Source organism: Litorihabitans aurantiacus, from assembly GCF_030161595.1.
Classification (GTDB): Bacteria; Actinomycetota; Actinomycetes; order Actinomycetales; family Beutenbergiaceae; genus Litorihabitans; species Litorihabitans aurantiacus.
In genome coordinates, this window is record NZ_BSUM01000001.1 from 2140349 (window position 1) to 2162774 (window position 22426).

Consider the following 22426-nt stretch of genomic DNA (forward strand, 5'->3'; position numbering starts at 1 on the left):
CGGCGCGGGCGCGTCAGGCGTTGCGGTAGGCGTTCTGGAGCAGGTCGACGATCCGGTCCGCGCTCGCGCCGGGGCCGAACGCACCTGCTGTCGCCTGCGTCAGGGGTTCGAACACGACGTCGGGGATCAGCAGGTCGGGCAGGATCACGGGGTCGACCGTGCCGCTCGCCATGAGGTCCTGCGCCTGCGCGACCAGCGGGTGGTTCTCCGAGCGCGTCTCGGTGACGGCGTTGAGGTCGCGGCCGGACTCGAGGATGAACTCCGCCACGACCTCCTCGCTGAACATCCACTCGACGAACGGGCGGACGAGGTCGAGCTTCTCGGCACCGTTGTCGCTGATCCAGATGCCCAGTCCGTTGAAGCTCTGGATCACGCTCGGCTGGGTCAGCACGGCCCCCGGGGGCACGGGCCAGCCGCCGATCGTCGTCTCGGCCGCGCGCTCCGGCGAGACGAGGGCGAGGGCGGAGGACATCGAGGACATCACGGCGCTGCTCCGGGTCGAGTACTGCGTGAGCATCGAGTCGGAGGTGAACCCCTGCGCGTTGTCGACGAAGACGCCGGCGTCGCGCAGGTCGACGAAGTGCTGGATCCCGGCCATCGCACCCGCACTGTCGCCGAAGCGGCCCGAGGCGAACACGTCCGCCGCCTCCTCGGGCGTCAGGTAGGCCTGCAGGATCTGCATGAAGAGCTTCTGGCCGGTCCAGTCCGAGCCGCCGATCGCGACCGGACCCGCACCGATCGCGCGCAGGGCGTCCGCGGTGGCGATGAGCTCGTCGGCGGTCGTCGGGATGTCGACGCCGGCCTCCGCGAGCAGGCCGGTGTTGTAGGCGACGGGCCAGTTGGTCCGCGAGTACGGGAAGGCGCGCAGCCGCCCTGACCGTCGGACCACTCGGAGATCGCGCCCGGCTCGATGCGCGAGTCCAGACCCCACTGCCGCAGCAGGTCGGACACGTCGACCGTGGCACCGGCACCGGTCCACGCGAGGGTCTTGCCCATCATGTTCACGATCGCGACGTCGGCCTCCTTGCCCGCGAGCACCGAGGTCTCGAACACGATCGGCAGGTCGGACCCGTTGCTCAGCGTCGCGACGCTGCGACCGGTGCGCTCCTGGTACCGCGCGACGATGCGGCGGAAGACGTCGGCCCCCGCGACGGCGCCGGCGAACTGCGAGTGCACCACCAGGGTCCCGGGGGCGCTCGAGGCGGGCATCAGCGATCCGGCGTCGCACGCCGCGAGGAACGGGACGAGCAGTCCGGCGCCGAGCACGGCGCGTCGGCTCACCTGGGCAGTCACCGTGGAACCTCCTGCGGTGGGGGTCGATGTATACCGCTTCACAAACGCGATGCGATGGAACGTATACCGCTTTACATCGCACCGTCAACACCATAGATTGACGAACGCAGGGCGGGGATCCGACCGCCACGACCACGAGGGCCGGAGGGCGTCAGCATGAGCGGAGCGACCGCGGGTGCGGGGTTGGGTGCGAGCCCTGCCGTGCGCACCACCACCCCGACCCGGCGCCCCACGATCGCCGACGTCGCGCGGCTCGCCGGGGTCTCGCCGTCGGCCGTCTCGCACGCGTTCAACGCCAGACCGAACGTCTCGGCCGCCACCGCGCAACGCATCATGGCCGCCGCCGACCAGCTGAACTGGCGCCCCAACGTCGCGAGCCGGCGCGTGTCCGGCTCGGCGGGTCGCAGCCTGGGTCTGGTGGTGGCGCGCGATCACGACTCCTTCGAGCGCGACCCGTTCTTCGTCCGCCTCCTGGCGGGCCTGACCGCGCCCCTGGCCGAGATCGGCTGGTCCCTGTCGCTGACCGTCGTGCCGCCCCAGGGCGAGCTCGGCGTCTACCGGCAGTGGTGGAACGAGCAGCGCGTCGACGGCTTCGTGCTCGTCGACGTCCGGCGCTCGGACCCCCGGCTGGCGCTGCTGGAGGAGCTCCGCGCCCCCGCCGTCGTGCTCGGATCGCCGCCCGCCGGGTCGAGCGTGCCGGCCGTGACCCTCGACGACCAGGCCGCGCTCGAGGCCGTCCTCGACCACCTGGCGGACCTGGGCCACCGGGTGGTGGCGAGGGTCGGCACCGGCCACGCGCTCGCCCACGAAGTCTCCCGGGCCGAGCAGTTCACGCGGGCCGCGCGCCGTCGCGACATCGAGACCGTGCTGCTGCACTGGCCCGACGACGCTCCCGACCCCGTCCGCGCCACGCTCGAGGCGCGCCGCGGGGCGACGGCCCTCGTCGTCGACAGCGAGGTGATGGCGACCGAGCTCGTCGCCCACGCACCCGAGCTCGGTGTCAGCGTCCCCGCCGACGTCTCGGTCATCGCGTGGGAGGACTCCTTCGTGAGCGAGCTCGTGCGCCCCCGGCTGACCGCGCTCGAGGCCCCGGTCGAGACCAGTGCACGCACCGTCGTCGACCTCGTCGCGCGGCTCGTGCGACGCGAGGAGGTCGCCTCCGTCGTCGTCCCCGGTCGTCGCCTCGTCGTTCGCGAGTCCACCGGACCCGCACCCGCCACCACCTAGCCCCTCCCCCGCGTCCGCCGCCCGCCGGCACGCCCCGTCCCGCACCACGGCCGCCCTCCGGCGGCACCGCCCCACCCGAGGAGAACCATGTCCCTGCCCCGTTTCGGCGCCAACTACACCCCGTCGAAGGACTGGATGTTCCAGTGGATGGCGGTGGACGCCGACGTCGTGCGCCGCGACTTCGAGGCGCTGGCCGCGATGGGTCTCGACCACGTGCGCGTCTTCCCGCTGTGGCCCACGCTGCAGCCGAACCGCACCCTGATCCGGCAGCGGGCGCTGGAGGACATCCGCCTCGTGACCGACGTCGCGGCGGAGTTCGAGCTCGACGTCGCGGTCGACGTGATCCAGGGCCACATGTCCGGCTTCGACTTCGTGCCGGCGTGGCTCGTGAACTGGCACCGCGGCAACATGTTCACCGACCAGCCCGCGATCGACGCGCAGGCCGCGCTCGTGGGCGCCGTCTACGACGTCGTGCGCGACGCCCCGAACCTGCTCGGGCTCACGCTCGGCAACGAGGTCAACCAGTTCCAGCCGCCGAACCCGGACGCGATGCCGGCCACGAGCGACCAGGTCGAGCACTGGCTGCGGTCGCTGCTCGCCGGCGCGCGCGACGCCGATCCCCGCCACGTCATCACCCACAGCGAGAACGACCACCTCTGGTACCGCGACGAGCACCCGTTCCTGCCGGTGCACGCCGCGCGCCTGGGCGACGTCACGACCGTGCACTCCTGGATCTTCAACGGCACCGCGAAGCGCTACGGCGCCCTGTCGAGCGAGTCCGTGCGGCACGCCGAGTGGATGATCGAGATGGCGCGCGCCTTCGCCACGGACGCCGACCGGAAGATCTGGCTGCAGGAGGTGGGCGCCCCCTCGCTCAACCTCGCGCCCGAGGAGATGCCCGAGTTCACGCGCCGCACGGTGGAGGCCGCGCTCGACACCGAGGGCCTGTACGGCGTCACCTGGTGGTGCTCGCACGACGTCTCGCGCGACCTCGGCGACTACAAGGACCTCGAGTACTCCCTCGGGCTCCTGGACACCGACAACCGCCGCAAGCCGGTCGGCGACGCGTTCGCCGAGATGGTCGCCGGGGCGCGCGCGACGGGGACGCCGTCGCCCGCGCCGCGCACCACCGCCGTCGTGGTCGAGGTGGACGACGCCGACCGCCCGCGCAGCCGCACCGCGCTCGCCCCCGGCGGCGCGATCTTCGAGGCGTGGCACGCGCTGGCCGCCCGGGGCGAGCGCCCCGCCGTCGTGACGAGCCGGGTGCTCGGGCGCGAGGGTGCGATCGACGGCGACGTCGTGCAGCTCGCCTCCGCGTGAGCGCCACCGGTGGGTCCACGGTCGGCCCGCACCACAAGTCGTTCCCGGCGAGCCTCTGGGGCACCCGTGTCGACGACGTCGGCACGGCGGGACTGCACCTGGGCGACCTCGCGACGCCGCTGCTCACGCTGGACGCCGGCGCCCTGGCCCACAACACGGCCCGGATGGCCGCGTGGGCGGCGGGCGCCGGCGTCGAGCTCGCCCCGCACGGCAAGACGTCGATGGCCCCGGCCCTGTGGCAGATGATGCTGGACGCGGGCGCGTGGGGCGTCACGGTGGCCACCGGCTGGCAGGCGCAGGTGGCCCTCACCCTTGGCGTCCCCCGCGTGCTCGTCGCCAACGAGGTCACCGACCCCGCGCTGCTGCGGTGGCTCGCCGGCGCGGAGCGCGACCGCGTCCGGTTGTGGTGCGACTCGACGGCCGCGGTCCGCGCGGCGCACGACGCGTGCGCCGCGGTCGGCGGCTCGCTCGACGTCCTCGTCGACCTCGGGGGCGACGGCGGCCGCACGGGCGCGCGGACCCGGGAGGTGGCGATCGCCGTCGCGGACGCCGTGCTCGCCTCCCCCACCTGCGACTGGCCGGCACCGGCGGGTACGAGGGTGCGCTGGCCGGCGACCGCTCCCCCGCCTCGCTCGAACGCGTGCGCGCCTGGTGCCGCGAGCTGCGCGCGCTGCACCACGAGCTGGTGGCGCGGATGGAGCACCCGCAGCCGATCCTCACCGCCTCGGGCAGCACGTTCTTCGACGTCGTGGCGCAGGAGCTGGGCGGAGCCACCGCCCTCGACCCCGGGACCCTCGTCCTGCTGCGCCCGGGCGCCGCGCAGGTGCACGACGACGGTCACTACCGCGAGGTCTCGCCCCTGAGTCACGACGCGGACCCGCTGCGCGCGGCGATCCACGGCTGGGCCCGCGTGCTCTCGACGCCGGAGCCGCACCTCGCGGTGCTCGACGCCGGGAAGCGCGATCTCAGCAGCGACCTCGGGCTGCCGGTGCCGCAGCTGGTGCACGCGGCCGACGGCGGCGTCCGCCCGCTCGCCGGGCACGTGAGCGCGCTCAACGACCAGCACGCGTTCCTGCGCACGCCCGGCGAGGAGCTCGCGGTGGGCGACGTCGTGCGCCTGGGTCTGAGTCACCCGTGCACGGCCCTGGACCGGTGGCGGCTCGTGCCGCTGATCGACGACGCGGCGGCCGAGCGACCGGCCGTGACCGGCGCCGTCGAGACGTACTTCTGAGGAGAGCGACGACGATGGAGACCCCGATGGAGCTGACGATCACCGGTGCCGAGGTCGTGGACGGCACGGGCTCGGCCGCGCGCCGCTGCGACGTGCACGTGCGCGACGGCCGCGTCGCGGCGATGGCGCCCGGCCTCGAGCCCCGGGGCGAGCACGTCGTGGCCGACGGGCTCACGCTCGTGCCGGGCTTCGTCGACATGCACGTGCACGCCGACCTCGACCACGTGAGCGGCGTGCACGCCGCCGCCTCGCTCGCCCAGGGGGTGACCACGCGCGTGATCGGGCAGGACGGCATCGGCTACGCCCCGCTCGACGACGCCGCGCTCGTTCAGGTGCGCCGGCAGATCCGCGGGTGGAACGGGGACCTGCCGGAGATCTCCTGGCGCACGATGGCGGAGTACCTCGCGGTGCTCGACCGGGGCGGCTCGACCCACGCCGCCGTGCTCGCCCCGCAGGGGAACCTGCGGCTGCTGACGGTCGGGAGCGCCGACCGCCCGGCGACCGGGGCCGAGCGTGCGTCGATGCGTGCGCTCCTGGCGGAGTCGCTGGCGGCCGGAGCCGTCGGGATGTCGAGCGGGCTGACCTACGCCCCGGGGATGTACGCCGACACCGAGGAGCTCATCGACCTGGCGCGGGTCGTCGCGGACGCGGGGGCTTCTGGAGCCCGCACACGCGTGGCTACGGGTCGAGCGCGCTGGAGTCGTACACGGAGGCGCTCGAGGTCGGACGGCGCAGCGGCTGCCGGATCCACCTCGCGCACGCGACGATGAACTTCCCCGTGAACGCCGGGCGTGCAGACGAGCTCCTGGCGCTGTTCGAGGCGACCAGGGCCGAAGGTGTCGAGGTCACGATGGACACCTACCCCTACCTGGCCGGAGGCACCACCCTCGCGGCGCTGATGCCCGGGTGGGCCAGCGCGGGCGGTCCTGACGCGCTCCTGGCGCGGCTGGCGGACGCGACCGTGCGCGCCCGGATCGCCCGCGCGCTCGAGAACGGGGAGTCCGACGGCGCGCACCTCGTCCCCGTGGACTGGTCGGCCATCGAGATCGCCGGTGTCGGGCGGGCCGAGCTGGCCGGCGCCGTCGGGCACTCGGTGGCCGAGGTGGCGGCGATGCGGGGGCAGGACCCGACCGACGTCGCGCTCGACCTCGTGGTGGCCGACGACCTCGCCACCACGATCCTCATGCACGTGGGTGACGAGGCGAACGTGCGCACGATGATGCGCGACCCCGGCCACTGCGGCGGGTCCGACGGCCTGTTCGTCGGCGATCGCCCGCACCCGCGCGGCTGGGGGACGTTCGCGCGCTACCTGGCCAGGTACGTCCGCGAGCTCGGGGTGCTGACGCTGCCCGAGGCGGTCGAGCACCTGGCGGCGCGCCCGGCGCGCGTGGTGGGGCTGACCGACCGCGGCGTGCTGCGCGAGGGAGCCGTGGCCGACCTCGTGCTGCTGGACCCCGCCACGGTGACCGACCGGGCGACGTACGCCGACCCGCGGCAGCTCGCGACCGGTGTGACGGGCGTGTGGCTCGAGGGCCGGGCGGCGTGGCGCGACGGGCAGGTGGTCGACGCCCGCGCGGGGCGCGCGCTGCGCGTCGTCTGAGCAGCGGGCGACGGCGTCACGGGGGTCCCGCGGCGCCGTCACCCCGTCTGCGGCACTGGAGAACGACGAAGGCCCGGACCGTCTGGTCCGGGCCTTCGTGCTGCTACTTCTCGAAGTAGCGGGGGCAGGATTTGAACCTGCGACCTCCGGGTTATGAGCCCGGCGAGCTACCGAGCTGCTCCACCCCGCGTCGGTGATTCCACTCTACGCGGGGCCCTCCCGGAAGCCAAATCCGGGCCGGGTGACCTGCCTCACGCGAGGCGGCCACCCGGCCCGGACCGGTGGTGGAGCGACGATCGATCAGCCGGACTCAGGCCCCGCCGTCGATCTCCTCCTGCGCGGCGATCGCGCGCTGGATGGCGTCGTCGAGGTCCGACTGCGCCTCGCCGTACGCGGCCCAGTCGCCCGAGACCTGGGCCTCGCGGCTCGCGGTCAGCGCGGCCTGCGCGTCGTTCAGCGCGGTGTCGAGCCGCTCCTGCGGCGTGCCGGCCGGAGCGGGCGGCGGCGTGGCCGACCCCTCCTCGGTCGGCTGCTCGGTCGGCTCGTCCGTCGGCTGGTCGCTCGGGTCGTCGGTCGGGTCGACCGGCTCGACCTCGACGTCGGGGTTCGTGCCGGCGTCGCCGGCCGAGGCGCCCGAGTCGCCGTCGAACACCTGGTCCAGCGCCTCGTCCAGAGTCGTGGCGAAGCCGATGCGGTCGCCGAACGCCACGAGCACGTAGCGCAGCAGCGGGTACTGCGTACCGCCGGACGCCTGCGCGTACACCGGCTGCACGTAGAGGAAACCGCCACCCACGGGCAGCGTGAGCAGGTTGCCGCGCACGGCCTCCGAACCCTGCTGGTCGAGGATGTTGAGCGTCTGGGCCGCCTGCTGGTCGGTGTCGAAGTTGTTCTGCACCTGGCCGGGGCCGGGGATGGCCGAGCCGCCCGGCAGCTCGAGCAGCCGGATCTTGCCGTAGCCCTCGGCCTTGACCCCGTCCTCGTCCCCGGCGTCACCGGCCGCGGCCGCGAACCCGCGCAGGACGTTGCGGTTGTCGGCGTCGAGGATGAACGACGTCGTCAGCGAGAAGGACGACGTCTCCTCCTCCGGCATCCGCAGCGTGAGGTAGTACGGCGGCTGGTTGACCGTGCCCTCCTCGGTCGGGTCCTCCGGCGTGCGCCAGAAGTCCGACCCGGCGAAGAACTGGCCCGCGTCCGTGACGTGGTAGGTGTTCAGCAGCTCGCGCTGGACCTTGAACATGTCCTCGGGGTAGCGCACGTGGCTCATCAGCTCGCCGGACATCTCCGACATCGGGCGCACCAGGTCGGGGTAGACGCTCTTCCAGGACTCGAGGACCGGGTCGGCCTCCTCCCACTGGTACAGCGTGACGCTGCCGTCGTAGGCGTTGACCACGGCCTTGACCGAGTTGCGGATGTAGTTGACCGACTCCGGCATCTGCGTGACCGTCAGCGGGTTGCCGTTGGCGTCCACGAGGGTCGAGTCGAGCGTCGCCTCCTCGAGCGCCTGGCGCGCGGAGTAGGGGTAGGAGTTCGACGTCGTGTAGGCGTCCACGATCCACACGACCTCGCCCACGCCGTCGCCGTCCTGGTCGATGACGGCGGGGTACGTCTGCGAGTCGACCGTGAGGAACGGCGCGACCTTCTCCACGCGCACGCGCGGGTCGCGGTCGTAGAGGACCTGCGACTCGTTGGTCACACGGTCGGAGAAGAGGATCTCCTGGCTTCCGAAGCGGAGCGCGTAGAACGCCCGCAGCAGCGGGTTGGAGATGACCGGGCCACCGTCACCGGTGTAGGTCGAGAGAACCTCACCCTCCTCCTCGTCCGAGGGGTAGTCGACCTCCCACGGGTCCGTGCCCTCGGGCGCGCCGACGATCGAGTACTCGGGCGACTCCTTGCCGAAGTAGATCCGAGGCTCGTAATCGCCGAGCTCGCCGGAGCTGGGGATGCCGCCCTCGAGGAACTCGGGCTGACCGCCCGCGCCGGGCGAGTTGCCGTAGGCGGCCACGACGCCGAAGCCGTGCGTGTAGACCGTGTGGTCGTTCGTCCAGTTGCGCTGACCGGCGGCGAGGCCGTCGAGGTTCAGCTCGCGAACCGAGATCACGGTGTCGGACGTGGTGCCGCTGCCGTCCAGGTCGTAGCGGTCGACCGAGAGGTCCTGCGGGAAGGAGTAGTACTGGCGGATCTGCTGCAGCTGGCGGAACGTCGGCGAGACGATCGTCGGGTCCATGAGGCGGATGCTCGCCGTGGCCTCGGCGTCCTCGCGCAGCGCGCCGGCCTCCGCCGTGGTGGTCGCGGCGTAGTCGATCGTCTCGACGTCCTGCAGCCCGTAGGCCGCCAGCGTCGCGTCGATGTTGCGCTGGATGAACGGACGCTCGAGCGACTGCTGGTTCGGCACCACCTGGAAGCGCTGCACGAGCGCCGGGTAGATGCCGCCGACCACGAGGCCCGCCACGACCATCAGCGCGACGGCGACGGCGGGCAGCCGCCACGTGCCGCGCACGCTGGCGACCACGAACAGGCCGGCGACGACGATCGCGATGATCGCGAGGATCTCGCGGCCCGGCAGCACGGCCGAGATGTCGGTGTAGGCGGCGCCGTCGAACCGGTCGCCCTCCTGCGCCAGCAGCGAGTACCGGTCCAGCCAGTACGAGGCGGCGATGAGGAGCGCGAACAGCGTCGCTACGACACCCAGGTGGATGCGGGCGGCGGGGCTGACGTGCGGGCCCTGGCCGACCTGCAGGCCGCCGTAGAGGTAGTGCGTCACCACCGCGGCGATGGCCGAGATGAACGTGACCGCCATGAGGAAGGAGACGCCGAACCGCAGCGCCGGCAGCGTGAACATGAAGAACGACAGGTCCATGCCGAACTGCGGGTCGTTCTGGCCGAAGGACTCGCCGTTGAGGGCGAGCAGGAACGTCTGCCACTGGCTCGAGACGGCGAGGCCGCCGAACAGGCCCAGCAGGATCGGGGCACCGATGAGCACGCCCCGGCGCAGCGGCTCGACCGCCTCGCGGTAGCGGTCGAGGTTGCGCTGCTCCGGCGTGGCCGGCGCGTAGACCGGGCGGTTGCGGTGGGCCAGCCAGAGGTTGAGCCAGGTCGCCCCGCCGAGCACGAGGGCACCGGCGGCGAAACCGATCGTGCGGGTGATCCACTCGGTGCGCAGCACCTGCGTCACGTCGAGCTGGCTGTACCAGAGCCACTCGGTGACGAGGCCGGACGAGGCGAACAGGGCCACCAGCAGGGCGGCGAGGATGAGGAGCGTCGGAGCGAGCGGGGAGCGGCGGCGGCGAGCCGGCTTGGCCGGTGCTGCGGTGGTCACGAGGTGGCACCTTCGGTTCGGGGCAGAGAGGTCGTGCGGAGCGGAGGAGTCGTCGACGACGACGGTCGCCTCGCCTCACGAGGGACAACGTCCACCGGCTCCCCCAAGTTTCCCACAGGGGCCGCGGCCCCCGGAGGCGCGTCGAACGGCGTCTCGCGGGGTGCCATGATCGAGTCATGACGACCCCCGAGCAGGCAGACGACACCACCGCCGCCCGCACCGCCGCCCTCGCCCGCGGCGTCCGGGAGACCGAGCAGCACGTGGCCGCCGACGGCTGGGACGCCCCGGTGCGCGTCTTCGCCCTCGTGCGCACGGCCGACGCGCTCGCGGCGGACCCCTCGCTCGCCTCCGTCCTGCCGGACGACGGCGGCGACCCCGATCACCTCACGGCCGTCGAGCAGGAGGGTCTGCCGAACGCGGACTCGCTCGAGGACCTGCTGGCGCAGCTGGCGTGGCCGGACGCGGTGGACGGGGCCGCCGTCGTCGTCGAACGCCTCGTGGTGCCGCCGAGCGTGGAGGCCGAGCTCGCGAACGGCGACGCCGCCGACGCCGACTCCCGCGCAGCCGTGGAGGCGCTCAGCGCTCACCCCGAGGCGCGCGACGTGCGCATCGCCGTCGGCGTCCTGCGCACGGGCGAGTCGTGGTGCGCGCTGCGCGCCCGGACCCACGACACCGCTGACCAGGTCGTCGGTGGACCCGACACCGTTCCGGGACTGGTCGCGGCGCTCGGCGCGACGCTGGAGTAGGAGGGGGTCCGCGACCTGCCGTCAGCCGCGGCGCAGGTACAGGTCGCGCAGCAGCGCGATCTCGGCGCCGTGGTGGATGACCTCACGGTGGATGTGGAGCACGAGCGCGGCCATCGGGTCCTGCTCGAAGCCGTCCTCGCCGCACGGGGCCGCGAGCGCCGCGTCGTCGAGCCCGGCGACGCCGTCGCGCCAGAACGCCTGCGCCTCGTCGAGCCGCGCGAGCGCGTCGGCCGCCGTTCCGGGGTAGTCGTAGGTCCGGTAGGTCACGGGCGGGCCGCCGAAGTGGCTCGCACTGCGCTCGCCGAACACCCCGACCAGGAGGTGGTTCAGGCGCCACGCGATGGTCGTGACCGGGGCGGGCTCCGGCTCGGGGATGCCGAACTCGAGCTTCCACTCCCCCGCGCCGACGGCCATCGGGGCGTCGCCCTCGCCCTCACGGACGAGGGACCAGGAGTCCGCCGCGGGGCGCCAGTGGTACTCCTCGTCGGTCAGGCCCTCGAGGCGCGGTCGCAGCTGGGCGTCCCAGTGCCACGTCAGCTGCGTCAGCAGGAGCGAGGTCCAGTCCAGCGGTGCACGCGTCATGAGCAGGAGGGTAGACCCGCGGTGTCGTCCGCGCCGATGGCCTGCACGGCGGTCCACGCCTCCTCGAGCGTCGCCACCCGGAACACGGTCAATCCGTCAGGGACGTGCCCCACCACCTCGCCGCAGTTGTCGGCCGGGGCGAGGAAGTACTCGGCGCCGTCGCGCACCGATCCGTTCATCTTCTGCACGATGCCGCCGATGGGGCCGACGTCGCCGCTGAGGTCCATCGTCCCGGTGCCGGCGATCGAGCGGCCGCCCGTGGCGTCCCCGGGGGTGAGCCGGTCCATGATCCCGAGCGCGAACATCGTGCCGGCGCTGGAGCCGCCGATGTTGCTGATCTCGATGTCCACGTCGACCGGGAAGGTGTAGGCCGGGTCGAGCAGGACGCCGAGGGTGCTGCCGCCCTCGCCGTCGTCGCCCGTGGTGAGGTCGAGGTCGACGTCGGCGTCGTCGCGCCGGACGGTGAGGACGACCGCGGTCGACGGCGGCGTCGCGCGCAGCACGTCGGTCAGCGCGGAGAAGGAGGCGACGTCGGTCCGCTCGCCGCCGACCGTGATCGCGACGACGGAGTCGCCCTCGGCCACCACGCCGTGTGCCGCGCCGTCCTCCACCACGCCCGCGACCAGGAGGTCGGCGGGAACCTCGTAGTCCAGCGCCTCGAGGGCCGCGACCGTCGCCGACGTCTGCGAGGAGGTCATCTGCGCCTGGGAGCGCTCGTCCGCCTCCTCGCGCGTCTCGCCGTCGGGGAAGACGGCCTCGCGCGGCACGACCGAGACGGCCGGGTTGAGCCAGCCGCGCAGCACGTTGCCGACGGAGACCGGGTAGCCGGGGCCGCCGGCGACCGACACGGTGGTCAGGCGCAGCTCGCCGTCGGTCGGGTAGGTCTCGGCGTCGTGGATCGTGATGAGGGGGACGTCGTCGACCTCGCCGAGGGTGTCGACCGTGGGGCCGGGCATCCGCACGGCGTAGGGCGCCGGGACCAGCACGCACAGCAGGAGCAGCAGCGCGAGCACGAGGCCGAGCACGAACGCGGCGGCCGGGACCCGCTCCCACGCGCGCACGGGGGCCGGGAACGGATCGAAGGTGCGCACGGACCCGGGACGGGCGGGTTCCGGGGGCTGGCGTGGCGTGCTCACGGCGTCATTCTCGCAGCCCGTGCGCGGCTGCGCCGTCAGCGAAAGCGGACGTCGATCCGCCCGGGCGCGCCGGGGTCGGCGTTACGTTGATCGGGCGGGCGTCCCGCCTGCGACACCTCGACGAAGGCGGCTCCCATGAGCGATCACCCGAGCGATCACCACGGCGCTGACGGCACCGGCGACGACGACGCGGCGCGGGCGCGAGCCACCTGGGAGCGCATGCTGCGCCCGATGCTGGGCGACGAGGGCGCGCGCGAGGCCGTGGAGGCCCTGGAGTCCGCCGGTCTCGACCCCTCGCAGATGGCGAAGGCCGCCGGGATGAGCCAGGACCCCGCCGCGATGCAGGCGATGATGGCGCAGGTCCAGCGCCTCATGACGACCCCGGCCGAGGGCGGGGTGAACTGGACGCTGGCGCACGACGTCGCGCGCCAGACCGCGCACCAGGGCGGCGACCCGAGCGTCACGGCGGCCGACGGCGCGCGCGTCACCTCCGCGCTCAGCGTCGCCGACCTGTGGCTCGACGCCGCCACGGACCTCGCGCCCGCGGGCGGGGCTCGGTCGGCGTGGAGCCGCGCGCAGTGGGTCGAGGCGACGCTCGAGACGTGGAAGCGCCTCACCGGCCCGGTCGCCTCCTCGGTCTCCGAGGCGCTGGCCGAGGTCCTCACCTCGGGCGAGGGGCTCATGGGTGGCCCGAGCGGCCTGGGCGGGCTGCCCGACGGCGCGCTCCCCGGTGGCATGGGGGATCCGGCGACGATGCTGCGCAGCCTCGGCAGCTCGGTGTTCGGGCTGCAGGTCGGCCAGGCCGCGGGCACGCTGGCGCGCGAGGTGTTCGGGTCCAGCGACACCGGGCTGCCGCTGCTCGAGACCCCCGGCACCGCGCTGGTGCCCCGCAACGTCGCCGACTTCGCCGAGGGGCTGGAGGCGGAGGACGGCGAGGTGCTCGCGTTCCTCGCGGTGCGCGAGAGCGCCCACGCCCGGCTCTACGCGCGCGTGCCGTGGCTGCGGGCCCACGTCCTCGGCCTCGTGGAGGAGTACGCCCGCGGCATCACCATCGACCTCGAGCGCATGGAGGAGTCGGTGCGCAGCATCGACCCGAGCGACCCCGACGCGCTGCGCGAGGCGCTGTCCGGCGGCGTCTTCGCCCCCTCGGTCACCCCGGAGCAGGACGGCGCGCTGCAGCGGCTCGAGACCGCGCTCGCCCTCGTGGAGGGGTGGGTCGAGGACGTCACGGCCCGCGCCGTCGCCCCGCACCTCCCGCACGGCGTGCCGCTGCGCGAGATGATGCGGCGCCGTCGGGCCGCCGGCGGACCGGCCGAGCACGTGTTCTCCACGCTGGTGGGGCTGCGGCTGCGACCGAAGCGCCTGCGCGAGGCCGCGACCCTCATGGCCACCCTCGTGTCCGAGGGCGGCGCGGAGGCCCGCGAGAGCGTCTGGGAGCACCCCGACCTCCTGCCGACCGCCGAGGACCTCGACCAGCCGACGACGTTCACGGCGCGGCGCGAACAGGCCCGCGCCGCCGACGCCGAGATGGACGCCGCGCTGGCCGACCTGCTCGACGGCGGGTCCGGCGACGGTGGGGACACGGGCGCCGACCCGAAGGAGTGACGCGGTTCAGGCCTCCGACTCCACACCGTGGCGGCGCGCCCAGCTGATGCCGTCGAGGAACGCGTCCGCCTCGGCGCGGCGGGGATAGCGCGAGGCGAGCGCCTGGAAGCCCGGACCGTGTCCCGGCTCCAGCAGGTGCGCGAGCTCGTGCACGAGCACGCCGTCGAGCACCCACTCCGGCACGCCCTGCAGCACGTGCGACAGGCGGATCTCCCCGTGCTCGGCGTCGCCGAGCCCCAGCGCTTGGCCATCGTCGTGACCCACGCGACCGACGTCGGCCGCGCCCGCCCGTCCAGGTGGGCCCGCGACAGGCTCTCGGCGCGCGCCACGAGATCGGCGTCGCTGGGCCGACGGCGACGCTCGCTGCGCGCGAGCCGCGCCAACATGGTCGTCACCCACTCGCGCTCCTGCGCGGCGGTGAAGTGCGCGGGGATCGCCACGACGACGCGGCCCGCCTCCCGGAACGCCGTCACCGTGCGCGTGCGCCGGCGGCTGCGGCGCACGACGACGTCGTCGGGGTCGACGACGTCGGTGGGCGCGTCAGCGGCGTCGGGATGCGTGGGGGGTCCGGGCGTTCGGTCGGGCACTCCTCCAGGCTAGGCCGCGAGGGGGCGCCGACCAGCGCCGTCCACAGGCGGGCGCCGTCGGACCGGCACCGCGGCCGGTGCGTGCCACCCTCGGAGGCAGGGGGTGACCATGCAGCTCATCGACGGGGTGATCGGCCTGTGGCGGCGCGAGGGCGAGGTCCAGCTGGGTGCGGACCCGCGGCTCGCCGTCGTGCTCGAGGGGTTGAGTCCGGCGCAGCAGCGCGCGCTCGACGTGCTCGGGCGGCAGCGCGTCGGGTCGACGGCGCAGCTCGCGCGCCTGGCACGGGGGTCGGTGCGCGAGACGCGTGCGCTGCTGGAGCGGTTGTGGCGGGCGCACGTGCTCGAGGAGCCGCCGCGCGGTCTCGCATCGGTGACTCGCGCCCCGACGGTGTCGCCGCTGCGCCGACTGGCACGGCGCGACGACGCCGAGCGCCGGCAGCGGCAGGCGGCGTCCGTCGCCGTCGTCGGGGGTGACGCGCTCGGGCTCGCGATCGCGCGGCTGCTGGTGCAGTCCGGCGTCGGGACGGTCGGCGTCGTCGACGACGGCCCGGTGCTCGCGGGTGACGTCGGCGTGCTCGGCTACCGCACGGGTGACGTGGACCAGCGGCGGGAGGTCGCCGCCGTCGCGCACCTGCGGCACGCGCGGGCCGACGTGCGCGTCCGGGTGCCGGACCGCCCCGACGTGGTCGTCCTGGTGGAGAACCGGGTGGCGCTGCCGCTGCGGTCGGCCGGGCTCGTGACCGGCGACGTGCCGCACCTGTCGGTGGTACGGCGCGAGCTCGACGTCGTGGTCGGACCGGCCGTGCGGCCCGGTCGGGACGCGTGCCTGCGCTGCCTCGACCTGCACCGCCGCGACGCCGACGCGTGCTGGCCGGCGATCGCGACACAGCTCGCCGTCGCGCCGCGCCCGCACCTCGAGCCCGGTGCGCTCGTGACGGCGGCCGGGGTCGCGTGCTCCACGGTCGCGGTGATGATCGACGATCCCGACGGCGACGGCGGCGGTGCGCCCTGGGCCGTCAGCGCCGAGGTGGGTGCGGGCGAGGTCGCGAGACGACGATGGGCGCCGCACCCGGAGTGCGGGTGCGGCGCCCAGGACGGCGCTCCGGCCGGGTCGTGAGACCCGGGGACGGGAGCGGAGGTCAGGCGGCGACCTTGCGCGGGCGGCCGCGTCCGCGCTTGCGTGCGACGACGACGCCCTCGACGAAGACCTCGCCGCCCCACACGCCCCACGGCTCGCGACGCTCGAGGGCGCCGTCGAGGCACGCGGCGCGCAGCGGGCAGTCGGCGCACATGGACTTGGCGCGCTCGACGTCGGCACCGCCCTCCGCGAACCAGAGGTCCATGGTGGTGGCGACCTGGCAGGGCAGGGTGACGTCGACCGGGTCGAGGGCGTTCACGTCCGGGTGGGACGGGGAGGGCGTGCCGACCGCTGTGCTGGTCAGGTTGGTCAGGTCGGACAGGGTGAGAGACATGAGGTGACCCCGGAGGTTCTGTGGTGCGTGTTCGGTGGTCGGCCGTGAGGCCGAGGGAGCGTCGGTGGTGCTACGAGGCTCCGGTTGCCCGGTGGGACGGTGCCCGATCTGGGCTGTGCCCGGTCAGGGCAGGGCTGCGCTGCTGCCGCCGCTCAGGCGGTGTGGGCGGAGCCGCCGAGGACAGGTGTCTTCCGGACGCGGAACGCGGCGATCGACGCGTGGAACGCGGACGTCATGATCAGGTTGGACATCGGGGAAGACACCTCCTTCGGTTGCGGCCCCTCGTGCTGGCTAGGCAGGGCAGTGGTGAACACGAACGAGGACGACACTAGCGGGGCCCCGCCGGAGCGGCCAAGCGAATTACCGAACTTCTTCTCAGCGCGGTGTCGACGGCGATCTCAGGCTCCGCCGTCGAGCGCCTCCCTGGGCCTCTCACCTGCGACGATGGCCAGCACAGCGCCGCCGTGCGCCTCGATCTTCGCCGCCCCGACGCCCCGCAGGAGCGCCAGCTGACGCAGGGTCCTGGGCTTCGCCGTCGCGATCGCCACGAGCGTCGTGTCGTGCAGGATCGTGTAGGCGGGCTTGCTCGTGGCGCGCGCGAGGTCGGCGCGCCACGCGGTGAGGGCGGCGAACACCTCGGGATCGGCCTCGCCGGTCGCGAGGGCGTCCGCGTTGGCCTGCGCCCGCGCTCGCCGCCTGGCCCGCTCCGGGACGCCGCGCACGCCGTCGCCGGGCCAGATCCCGTCGAGGAAGCGGGAGGCCTTGCGGCTCGCACGGCCGCCGGGGGTGCGCGAGCGGGCGTAGGAGAGCACGAGGTGCTCGCGGGCGCGGGTCACCCCGACGTAGAGCAGGCGCCGCTCCTCGTCCACCGCCTCGGGCGTCTCCGCGAACGAGATGGGCAGCAGCCCCTCGCAGACGCCGGCGAGGAACACCGCGTCCCACTCCAGACCCTTGGCGGCGTGCAGGGACGCGAGCGTCACGCCGTCGAGCGCGGGCGCGTGCTGCTCGGCCGCGCGCTCGAGCAGCTCGGTCACGAACGCCTCGAGGCCGGCGCCGCGCTGCGCGAACAGGTCGTCGGCGAGCTTGACCAGCGCGTCGAGGGATTCCCAGCGCTCCCGCACGGCGCCGCGGGCGGCGGGCGGCTGCGCCTCCCAGCCGCTGCCGGCCAGCACGTCGCGCACGATCTGCGGGAGCTCGTCGTCGGGGTCGACGGCGCGCGCCGCCCCGCGCAGCAGCGCGATCGCCTCGCGCACCTCGCGCCGCGCGAAGAACCGTTCGCCGCCGCGCACGAGGTAGCCGATCCCGGCGCTCGCGAGCGCCTGCTCGAACGCCTCGCCCTGGGCGTTGGTGCGGTAGAGGATCGCGATCTCGCGCGCCGCCACGCCGCGCCGGATCAGGTCCCCGATGCGGGCGGCGACACCGCGGGCCTCGTCCTCGTCGTCGTCGAACGCCTCGAACGCGACCCCCGGCCCGTTCGGACGCTGGGCGACGAGCGTGACGGCGGCGTCGGAGCGGGCGCGGCCGGCGCGCGCCAGGACGTCGTTGGCGAGCTGGACGACCTGGGGCGTGGAGCGGTAGTCGCGTACGAGGCGGACCACGCGGGCGCCGGGGTGCGTGCGGCCGAACTCCGTCAGGTGGCGCGGCGAGGCGCCCGTGAAGGAGTAGATGGTCTGGGAGACGTCGCCGACGACGCAGAGGTCGTGCCGCTCGCCCAGCCACAGCGCGAGCAGCCGCTGCTGCAGCGGCGAGACGTCCTGGTACTCGTCGACCACGAAGTGGCGGTACTGCTGGCGCACGGTGCGCGCGATGTCCTCACGCTCGGCGAGCACGCCCACGGTCAGGAGCAGGACGTCCTCGAAGTCGATGACGCCGCGCTCGGTCTTGGCGTCCTCGTAGACCGACAGGAGGCGGGCCACGGTGGTCAGGTCGTGACCGGCGGCGCCGGGACGGCCCGCGTCCGCGGCGGCACGCACGTAGTCGTCCGGCGTGACGAGCGAGACCTTGGCCCACTCGATCTCGGCCGCGAGGTCGCGGATCGCGAGGCGGTCGGCCCCGAGGCCGAGGCGCCCGGAGGCCTCGGCGACGAGCGAGGCCTTGTGCTCGGCGATGCGCGGCAGCCCGCCGCCGACGACCTGCGGCCAGAAGTAGGACAGCTGGCGCAGCGCGGCGGCGTGGAAGGTGCGGGCCTGGACCCCGCCGACGCCGAGGTCGCGCAGCCGGGTGCGCATCTCCGCCGCCGCACGCGCGGTGAAGGTGACGGCCAGGACGTTGGTGGGCGCGAACGCCCCGGTCGCGACGCCGTGCGCGATCCGGTAGGTGATCGCGCGGGTCTTGCCGGTTCCGGCTCCGGCCAGGACGCACAGCGGGCCGGAGAGGTGCTCGGCGACGGCGCGCTGGTCGTCGTCGAGCGCGGCCAGCAGGCGAGCGGGCTCGGCGGGGGCGCTCGGGGCGCGCGTGGCGGAGGACTTCTCGGACATCGGGGCCAGTCTCCCAGGAGGGACCGACAGCGGCCGCCCGCGCCGTCGCCAGCCGCGCTCGGTGCACGTTCGCCGACCTCCGACCTGCACCGGGCCCGTCACGCGGGCGCATTCCGTTCGCGAGGGGGCCCGCTCTCACCGCGCTCCGGTCGAGGTCGTGGACTCGAGGGCTGCCGGGACCCTCGCGTCGAGCAGTCGGTAGACGAGCGCGATCACCAGCGCGAGCACGAGCACCAGGAGGGCGTTCGCGAGCGCCCGCCCGAGGCCGATCTCCGTCACGTCGAGGAAGGTGTAGGGGTACCAACCAGTGGCCGGCCCCTGGACGAAGATGTAGACCAACCAGGCGATGGGCAGGATGAAGGCACCTGCGATCTTCGACCACTGGAAGCCGAGGCGCGGCCCCAGGACCAACCAGCCCACCACCGTCGCCCACGGCGCGACGTAGTGGAATCCGACGGTCGCCACCAGCGCCGCTCCGGTGAAGCTCAGCTGGGGAGCGAGGACCACGGCGAAGACGAGGCCGGTGATCGTGATGGCCAGCAGCGCGTTGATCCTGGCGACGTCCCACCACCACCCGCGGCGGACCGGGTCCAGGATCAGGAGGACGCAGACGACCAGCACGACGACGTTGCTCTCCACGGTGAAGAAGCTGAACAGCCGCCACAGTCGCACGAGGATGCTCGCGGTGCCGCCGTCCTCTCCCGAGTTGGCGTCCACACCCCCGGAGAAGATCAGCCAGAGCTGGATGGCGAGGGAGCCTGCGACCACCGCTGCAACGACTGCGTGCCAGACCCGACTGAGGGAGAGCCACCGGCGCTGTCGTTCGCTTTCCACGAGCGACAGCATGCTCCGGACGCGGGCACCTGCGCCAGTGTGACGATGCACCCGTCGATGCGTTCTCGCCGGAGGTCGGCCGACGGAATACCGCCGCCGTCCCCACGGTTCTCCGAATCAGGGCACCTGCGCCACCGCGGCGTCCCACCACCATCAGGAAGGCACTCCCGTGAGCACCACCCTCCCCGAGTCCGGCACCATCACGATGTACTCGACCACCTGGTGCGGGTACTGCCGCCGGCTGAAGACGCAGCTCGACTCGGCGGGGATCGGCTACACCGAGGTCAACATCGAGACCGACCCGGAGGCGGCCGCGTTCGTCGAGAACGTCAACGGCGGCAACCAGACCGTGCCGACCGTGCTCTTCCCCGACGGTTCCGCGAGCACCAACCCCTCGCTCGCCGACGTGAAGCGGCAGCTCGCCGGGGCCTAACAGTGCCGACGCGGCGCGCTGTCGGGCGGACCGATCAGCCGGGCAGCGCGCCGCCGTACCAGGACTCGATGATCACCCGGGCGATCGAGGTGCGCGAGGGCAGCACCACCTCGCCCGACCCGACGATCCGCGCCAGCGCCTCGCGCGTGTAGAAGTCGGCGTCGAGGATCTCCACGCCGTCGGGCCGGGGGTGCGCCGATCCGCCCGGGTGCGCCTCGCCGTCGAGGTAGCCGTGGAACGCCACCATGAGCGAGCCCGGGAACGGCCAGGGCTGCGCGCCGAGGTAGTCCACGTGCCCGACGGCGAGCCCCACCTCCTCCGCCACCTCACGGCGCACGGCCTGCTCCAGGCCCTCACCTGCCTCGACGAATCCGGCCAGCACCGAGCGCCGCCGCTGCGGCCACGCGGCGGAGCGCGCGAGCAGGAGCCGGTCGGCGCCGTCGCGGACCGACATGATCACCGCGGGGTCGGTCCGCGGGTAGTGCGTGGAGCCGTCCCTCTCGCAGCGGGCCGCCCAGCCCGCCTCGACCAGCACGGTCGAGGCTCCGCAGCGTGGGCAGTGCCGGTGCCCGCGCCGCCAGCTCGCGAGCGCGACGGCGGCCGTTGCGAGCCCCGCCTCGGCGTCGGACAGCAGGTGGCCGACGTCGCGCAGCGACGCCCACCCGGGGGTGGTGCTCCCGCGCTCGAACCTGGGCGCGGGCTCGGGTGCGTGCGCGAGGTAGGCGCGCTCGCCGTCGTGACCCAGGTAGAACCAGGACCCCGGCCCGGCGACGGCGTCGGGCGCGCGCAGGTCGAGGGACGTGCCGTCACCCACCCGCACGTGACCGCTCGCGACCACGACGACCGCGGTCGAGGAGTCGGCGCGCAGCCGCTCGATCAGCCCCTCCTCGCGGCGCCTGTCGGCGTCGCGGTCGATCGCCGATCTCCCCAGGGGCAGCGCGACGCCGTCGCTCGTCACGGCAGGGGTGTCGGGCGCGCCGGCGGCGGGCGGGAGGGTGGTCACCCGGTCACGCTACGTGCTCGTCGGCGCGATCCGCGGCGCGGGCTCCCCACGCCCCGCACCCGCCGCGGCTACCGTGGCGTCGTGGCTGACTCCCCCGCACCCGTGACGACTCCGGCGCCCAGCGCGCCCCGGTCCGCCGTGTTCCTCGCGGCCCTCGCGACGGCGGCGGTCCCGGGCCTCGAGGTCGTCGCCACGCGGCACCCCCGGGGCGTGGAACCCGAGGTCGAGTTCACCGGTGTGCTGGACGCGAGCGGACGCAGCTGGGTCGTGCGCGCACCGCGGACCGTGGCCGCCGGCGCCGCGCTCGAGGCCGAGTGGGCCCTGCTCGCCGCGCTGGCCGAGGTCACGCGCGATGCTCCGCTCCCGTTCGACGTCGCGCGGCCGGCCGGGTTCGCCGACCTCGACGAGGGGGCCGCGCCGTCGTGCACCCCGACCTGCCCGGGCGCGACCTCCCGCTGCACCAGCTCGTCGGCGGACCGGGCCTGGCGGCCCACCTGGGACGCAGCATCGCCGCGCTGCACGAGCTCGACACCGCGACCGTCACCGACACGGGACTGCCCGGCTACACCGGCGAGGAGTGCCGGACCCGGCTGCTGGCGGAGCTGGACCTGATGGCGCAGACCGGGCGGGTGGCGCCCGAGGTGCTGCGCCGCTGGGAGGAGGCGCTGGAGGACGTGCGCGCCTGGCGCTTCCGGCCGACGTTCGTGCACGGCGACCTCTCCCCCGAACGCGTGCTGAGCGACCGGGAGCGCGTGCTCGCCGTCACCGACTTCACCTCCGCCCACGTCGGCGACCCCGCCGCTGACCTCGCCTGGCTCATCGCTGCAGCGCCCGAGGACGCGCTCGAGTCGGTGCTCGAGTCCTACGCCATGCACCGCGCCGAGGGTGCGGGGTCGATGCTGCTCGCGCGTGCGCAGCTGCTGAGCGAGATGGCGCTCGGCCGCTGGCTGCTCCACGGTCTGCGCACCGGAGACAGCCTGGTCATCGACGAGGCCGAGGCGATGCTGGCGGACCTGGCGATCGCCGTGGACGAGGCCGCGCCGATCATCGGCTGACGTGCGGGCGGCGCCCGGCTGCAGAGCTCTGGACAGGCCGATCGACCCGACCAGACCCGACACCAGGAGGACCGGATGCTCTCGGCAGGACGTGGACGCCCGCTGCCCGCCTCGGCCGTCGCCGCCCTCGGGGCCGCGCTGGCCTGGCTCGCGTGGCTCGGCTGGGACACGGAGTTCCAGACCGACCCCGCGACCGGTGACCAGAGCGGGCCGTACGAGCCGTGGCAGGTCGTCGGCTCGGTGCTGACCCTCGTGGCCGCGCTCGTGGTGGGTGGGCTGCTCGCGCGCTCGTGCGGCCCGTTCCTCGCGGCGCCCGCCGCCTACACGCTGGCCTTCGCCGTCACCGCGGGTCCGGGTGACAGCTCCGGACTGTGGCTCGTCGGGGCGCTGCTCGTCGCGCTGGGGACGGGAGCGCTCGCGGCGCTGGTCTTCCTGGTCCTGTGGCTGGTGCGACGCAGCCTCCGGGGTCGGTCAGCCACGCCGGGCTGACATCGGGCTCGTCCCGCTCG

At 74.2% G+C, this 22426-nt stretch carries 21 protein-coding genes and 1 tRNA gene; 12 read left to right on the forward strand and 10 right to left on the reverse strand.

From position 1 onward, the window contains the following. Nucleotides 1–13 precede the first annotated feature (13 nt). On the reverse strand, nucleotides 14–889 hold the full coding sequence (locus QQK22_RS10135) for an ABC transporter substrate-binding protein (RefSeq protein ID WP_284250813.1): 876 nt from the start codon (nucleotides 887–889) through the stop codon (nucleotides 14–16). A 560-nt stretch (nucleotides 890–1449) separates the two neighbouring features. Between QQK22_RS10135 and QQK22_RS10140 the strand changes: the two genes are divergently transcribed. From QQK22_RS10140 to QQK22_RS10165, 6 genes are all read left to right on the forward strand, one after another. Beyond that, nucleotides 1450–2520: a LacI family DNA-binding transcriptional regulator gene (locus QQK22_RS10140; RefSeq protein ID WP_284250815.1), complete on the forward strand. Its 1071-nt coding sequence runs from the start codon at nucleotides 1450–1452 to the stop codon at nucleotides 2518–2520. A gap of 87 nt (nucleotides 2521–2607) precedes the next feature. Further along, nucleotides 2608–3840 (forward strand): glycoside hydrolase 5 family protein, encoded by a 1233-nt coding sequence (locus tag QQK22_RS10145; protein WP_284250816.1) that lies wholly within the window; start codon nucleotides 2608–2610, stop codon nucleotides 3838–3840. Continuing rightward, a complete protein-coding gene (locus QQK22_RS10150; protein ID WP_284250817.1) occupies nucleotides 3837–4703 on the forward strand; it encodes a type III PLP-dependent enzyme domain-containing protein in 867 nt (288 codons plus the stop codon). Before QQK22_RS10145 ends, QQK22_RS10150 begins: the two co-directional genes overlap by 4 nt. Further along, on the forward strand, nucleotides 4664–5071 hold the full coding sequence (locus QQK22_RS10155; protein ID WP_284250818.1) for a type III PLP-dependent enzyme domain-containing protein: 408 nt from the start codon (nucleotides 4664–4666) through the stop codon (nucleotides 5069–5071). Before QQK22_RS10150 ends, QQK22_RS10155 begins: the two co-directional genes overlap by 40 nt. A 14-nt stretch (nucleotides 5072–5085) precedes the next feature. Beyond that, nucleotides 5086–5841 carry an amidohydrolase family protein gene (locus tag QQK22_RS10160; RefSeq protein WP_284250819.1) on the forward strand — a complete coding sequence of 252 codons (756 nt, stop codon included), beginning with the start codon at nucleotides 5086–5088 and terminating at the stop codon, nucleotides 5839–5841. After that, entirely contained in the window at nucleotides 5838–6671 is an 834-nt protein-coding gene (locus tag QQK22_RS10165) for an amidohydrolase family protein (protein ID WP_284250820.1), read from the forward strand. Before QQK22_RS10160 ends, QQK22_RS10165 begins: the two co-directional genes overlap by 4 nt. Before the next feature lie 116 nt (nucleotides 6672–6787). On the opposite strand, the gene QQK22_RS10170 is transcribed toward QQK22_RS10165, so the two are convergent. After that, nucleotides 6788–6861 (reverse strand) — tRNA-Met (locus QQK22_RS10170). Between the two features lie 120 nt (nucleotides 6862–6981). Beyond that, complete coding sequence (locus tag QQK22_RS10175; RefSeq protein ID WP_284250821.1) at nucleotides 6982–9987, reverse strand: UPF0182 family membrane protein; 3006 nt, start codon at nucleotides 9985–9987, stop codon at nucleotides 6982–6984. 176 nt (nucleotides 9988–10163) lie between these two features. Here QQK22_RS10175 and QQK22_RS10180 point away from each other — a divergent pair, with 176 nt between their 5' ends. Beyond that, on the forward strand, nucleotides 10164–10733 hold the full coding sequence (locus QQK22_RS10180; protein ID WP_284250822.1) for a PPA1309 family protein: 570 nt from the start codon (nucleotides 10164–10166) through the stop codon (nucleotides 10731–10733). Nucleotides 10734–10754: 21 nt separating this feature from the next. Here the strand turns inward: QQK22_RS10180 and QQK22_RS10185 are convergent, their stop codons facing one another. Next, the gene (locus QQK22_RS10185) at nucleotides 10755–11315 is read right to left on the reverse strand and encodes a DinB family protein (RefSeq protein ID WP_284250823.1); all 561 of its coding nucleotides are present in this window, start codon (nucleotides 11313–11315) and stop codon (nucleotides 10755–10757) included. Further along, nucleotides 11312–12451: a YlbL family protein gene (locus tag QQK22_RS10190; protein ID WP_284250825.1), complete on the reverse strand. Its 1140-nt coding sequence runs from the start codon at nucleotides 12449–12451 to the stop codon at nucleotides 11312–11314. Before QQK22_RS10190 ends, QQK22_RS10185 begins: the two co-directional genes overlap by 4 nt. A gap of 135 nt (nucleotides 12452–12586) precedes the next feature. Between QQK22_RS10190 and QQK22_RS10195 the strand changes: the two genes are divergently transcribed. Beyond that, entirely contained in the window at nucleotides 12587–14056 is a 1470-nt protein-coding gene (locus tag QQK22_RS10195; RefSeq protein ID WP_284250826.1) for a zinc-dependent metalloprotease, read from the forward strand. A 6-nt stretch (nucleotides 14057–14062) separates the two neighbouring features. On the opposite strand, the gene QQK22_RS18790 is transcribed toward QQK22_RS10195, so the two are convergent. Continuing rightward, entirely contained in the window at nucleotides 14063–14320 is a 258-nt protein-coding gene (locus tag QQK22_RS18790; RefSeq protein WP_348525563.1) for a M48 metallopeptidase family protein, read from the reverse strand. A 432-nt stretch (nucleotides 14321–14752) separates the two neighbouring features. Between QQK22_RS18790 and QQK22_RS10205 the strand changes: the two genes are divergently transcribed. Further along, nucleotides 14753–15760 (forward strand): ThiF family adenylyltransferase, encoded by a 1008-nt coding sequence (locus tag QQK22_RS10205; protein ID WP_284250827.1) that lies wholly within the window; start codon nucleotides 14753–14755, stop codon nucleotides 15758–15760. A 22-nt stretch (nucleotides 15761–15782) separates the two neighbouring features. On the opposite strand, the gene QQK22_RS10210 is transcribed toward QQK22_RS10205, so the two are convergent. From QQK22_RS10210 to QQK22_RS10220, 3 genes are all read right to left on the reverse strand, one after another. Beyond that, entirely contained in the window at nucleotides 15783–16115 is a 333-nt protein-coding gene (locus QQK22_RS10210; RefSeq protein ID WP_284250828.1) for a WhiB family transcriptional regulator, read from the reverse strand. A gap of 398 nt (nucleotides 16116–16513) precedes the next feature. Beyond that, entirely contained in the window at nucleotides 16514–18592 is a 2079-nt protein-coding gene (locus QQK22_RS10215; protein ID WP_284250829.1) for an ATP-dependent helicase, read from the reverse strand. A gap of 135 nt (nucleotides 18593–18727) precedes the next feature. Then, a complete protein-coding gene (locus QQK22_RS10220; RefSeq protein WP_284250830.1) occupies nucleotides 18728–19360 on the reverse strand; it encodes a Pr6Pr family membrane protein in 633 nt (210 codons plus the stop codon). A gap of 271 nt (nucleotides 19361–19631) precedes the next feature. Here QQK22_RS10220 and QQK22_RS10225 point away from each other — a divergent pair, with 271 nt between their 5' ends. Continuing rightward, nucleotides 19632–19859, forward strand: a complete 228-nt coding sequence (locus QQK22_RS10225) for a mycoredoxin (RefSeq protein ID WP_284252671.1) — start codon at nucleotides 19632–19634, stop codon at nucleotides 19857–19859. Nucleotides 19860–19893: 34 nt separating this feature from the next. On the opposite strand, the gene nudC is transcribed toward QQK22_RS10225, so the two are convergent. Beyond that, on the reverse strand, nucleotides 19894–20862 hold the full coding sequence (gene nudC / locus QQK22_RS10230; protein WP_284250831.1) for an NAD(+) diphosphatase: 969 nt from the start codon (nucleotides 20860–20862) through the stop codon (nucleotides 19894–19896). Nucleotides 20863–21176: 314 nt separating this feature from the next. Here nudC and QQK22_RS10235 point away from each other — a divergent pair, with 314 nt between their 5' ends. Beyond that, a complete protein-coding gene (locus QQK22_RS10235) occupies nucleotides 21177–21917 on the forward strand; it encodes a phosphotransferase (protein ID WP_348525564.1) in 741 nt (246 codons plus the stop codon). A gap of 75 nt (nucleotides 21918–21992) precedes the next feature. Then, on the forward strand, nucleotides 21993–22406 hold the full coding sequence (locus tag QQK22_RS10240) for a hypothetical protein (protein WP_284250833.1): 414 nt from the start codon (nucleotides 21993–21995) through the stop codon (nucleotides 22404–22406). Nucleotides 22407–22426: the final 20 nt, after the last annotated feature.

Excerpts from the sequence above, each read along its gene's own strand:
- QQK22_RS10195 (WP_284250826.1), top strand. The coding sequence starts at position 12,587 with ATGAGCGATCACCCGAGCGATCACCACGGCGCTGACGGCACCGGCGAC.
- QQK22_RS10140 (WP_284250815.1), top strand. The coding sequence starts at position 1,450 with ATGAGCGGAGCGACCGCGGGTGCGGGGTTGGGTGCGAGCCCTGCCGTG.
- QQK22_RS10210 (WP_284250828.1), bottom strand. The coding sequence starts at position 16,115 with ATGTCTCTCACCCTGTCCGACCTGACCAACCTGACCAGCACAGCGGTC.
- QQK22_RS10240 (WP_284250833.1), top strand. The coding sequence starts at position 21,993 with ATGCTCTCGGCAGGACGTGGACGCCCGCTGCCCGCCTCGGCCGTCGCC.
- QQK22_RS10215 (WP_284250829.1), bottom strand. The coding sequence starts at position 18,592 with ATGTCCGAGAAGTCCTCCGCCACGCGCGCCCCGAGCGCCCCCGCCGAG.
- QQK22_RS10205 (WP_284250827.1), top strand. The coding sequence starts at position 14,753 with ATGCAGCTCATCGACGGGGTGATCGGCCTGTGGCGGCGCGAGGGCGAG.
- QQK22_RS10165 (WP_284250820.1), top strand. The coding sequence starts at position 5,838 with ATGAACTTCCCCGTGAACGCCGGGCGTGCAGACGAGCTCCTGGCGCTG.
- QQK22_RS10160 (WP_284250819.1), top strand. The coding sequence starts at position 5,086 with ATGGAGACCCCGATGGAGCTGACGATCACCGGTGCCGAGGTCGTGGAC.
- QQK22_RS10145 (WP_284250816.1), top strand. The coding sequence starts at position 2,608 with ATGTCCCTGCCCCGTTTCGGCGCCAACTACACCCCGTCGAAGGACTGG.
- QQK22_RS10225 (WP_284252671.1), top strand. The coding sequence starts at position 19,632 with ATGTACTCGACCACCTGGTGCGGGTACTGCCGCCGGCTGAAGACGCAG.
- QQK22_RS10185 (WP_284250823.1), bottom strand. The coding sequence starts at position 11,315 with ATGACGCGTGCACCGCTGGACTGGACCTCGCTCCTGCTGACGCAGCTG.
- QQK22_RS10180 (WP_284250822.1), top strand. The coding sequence starts at position 10,164 with ATGACGACCCCCGAGCAGGCAGACGACACCACCGCCGCCCGCACCGCC.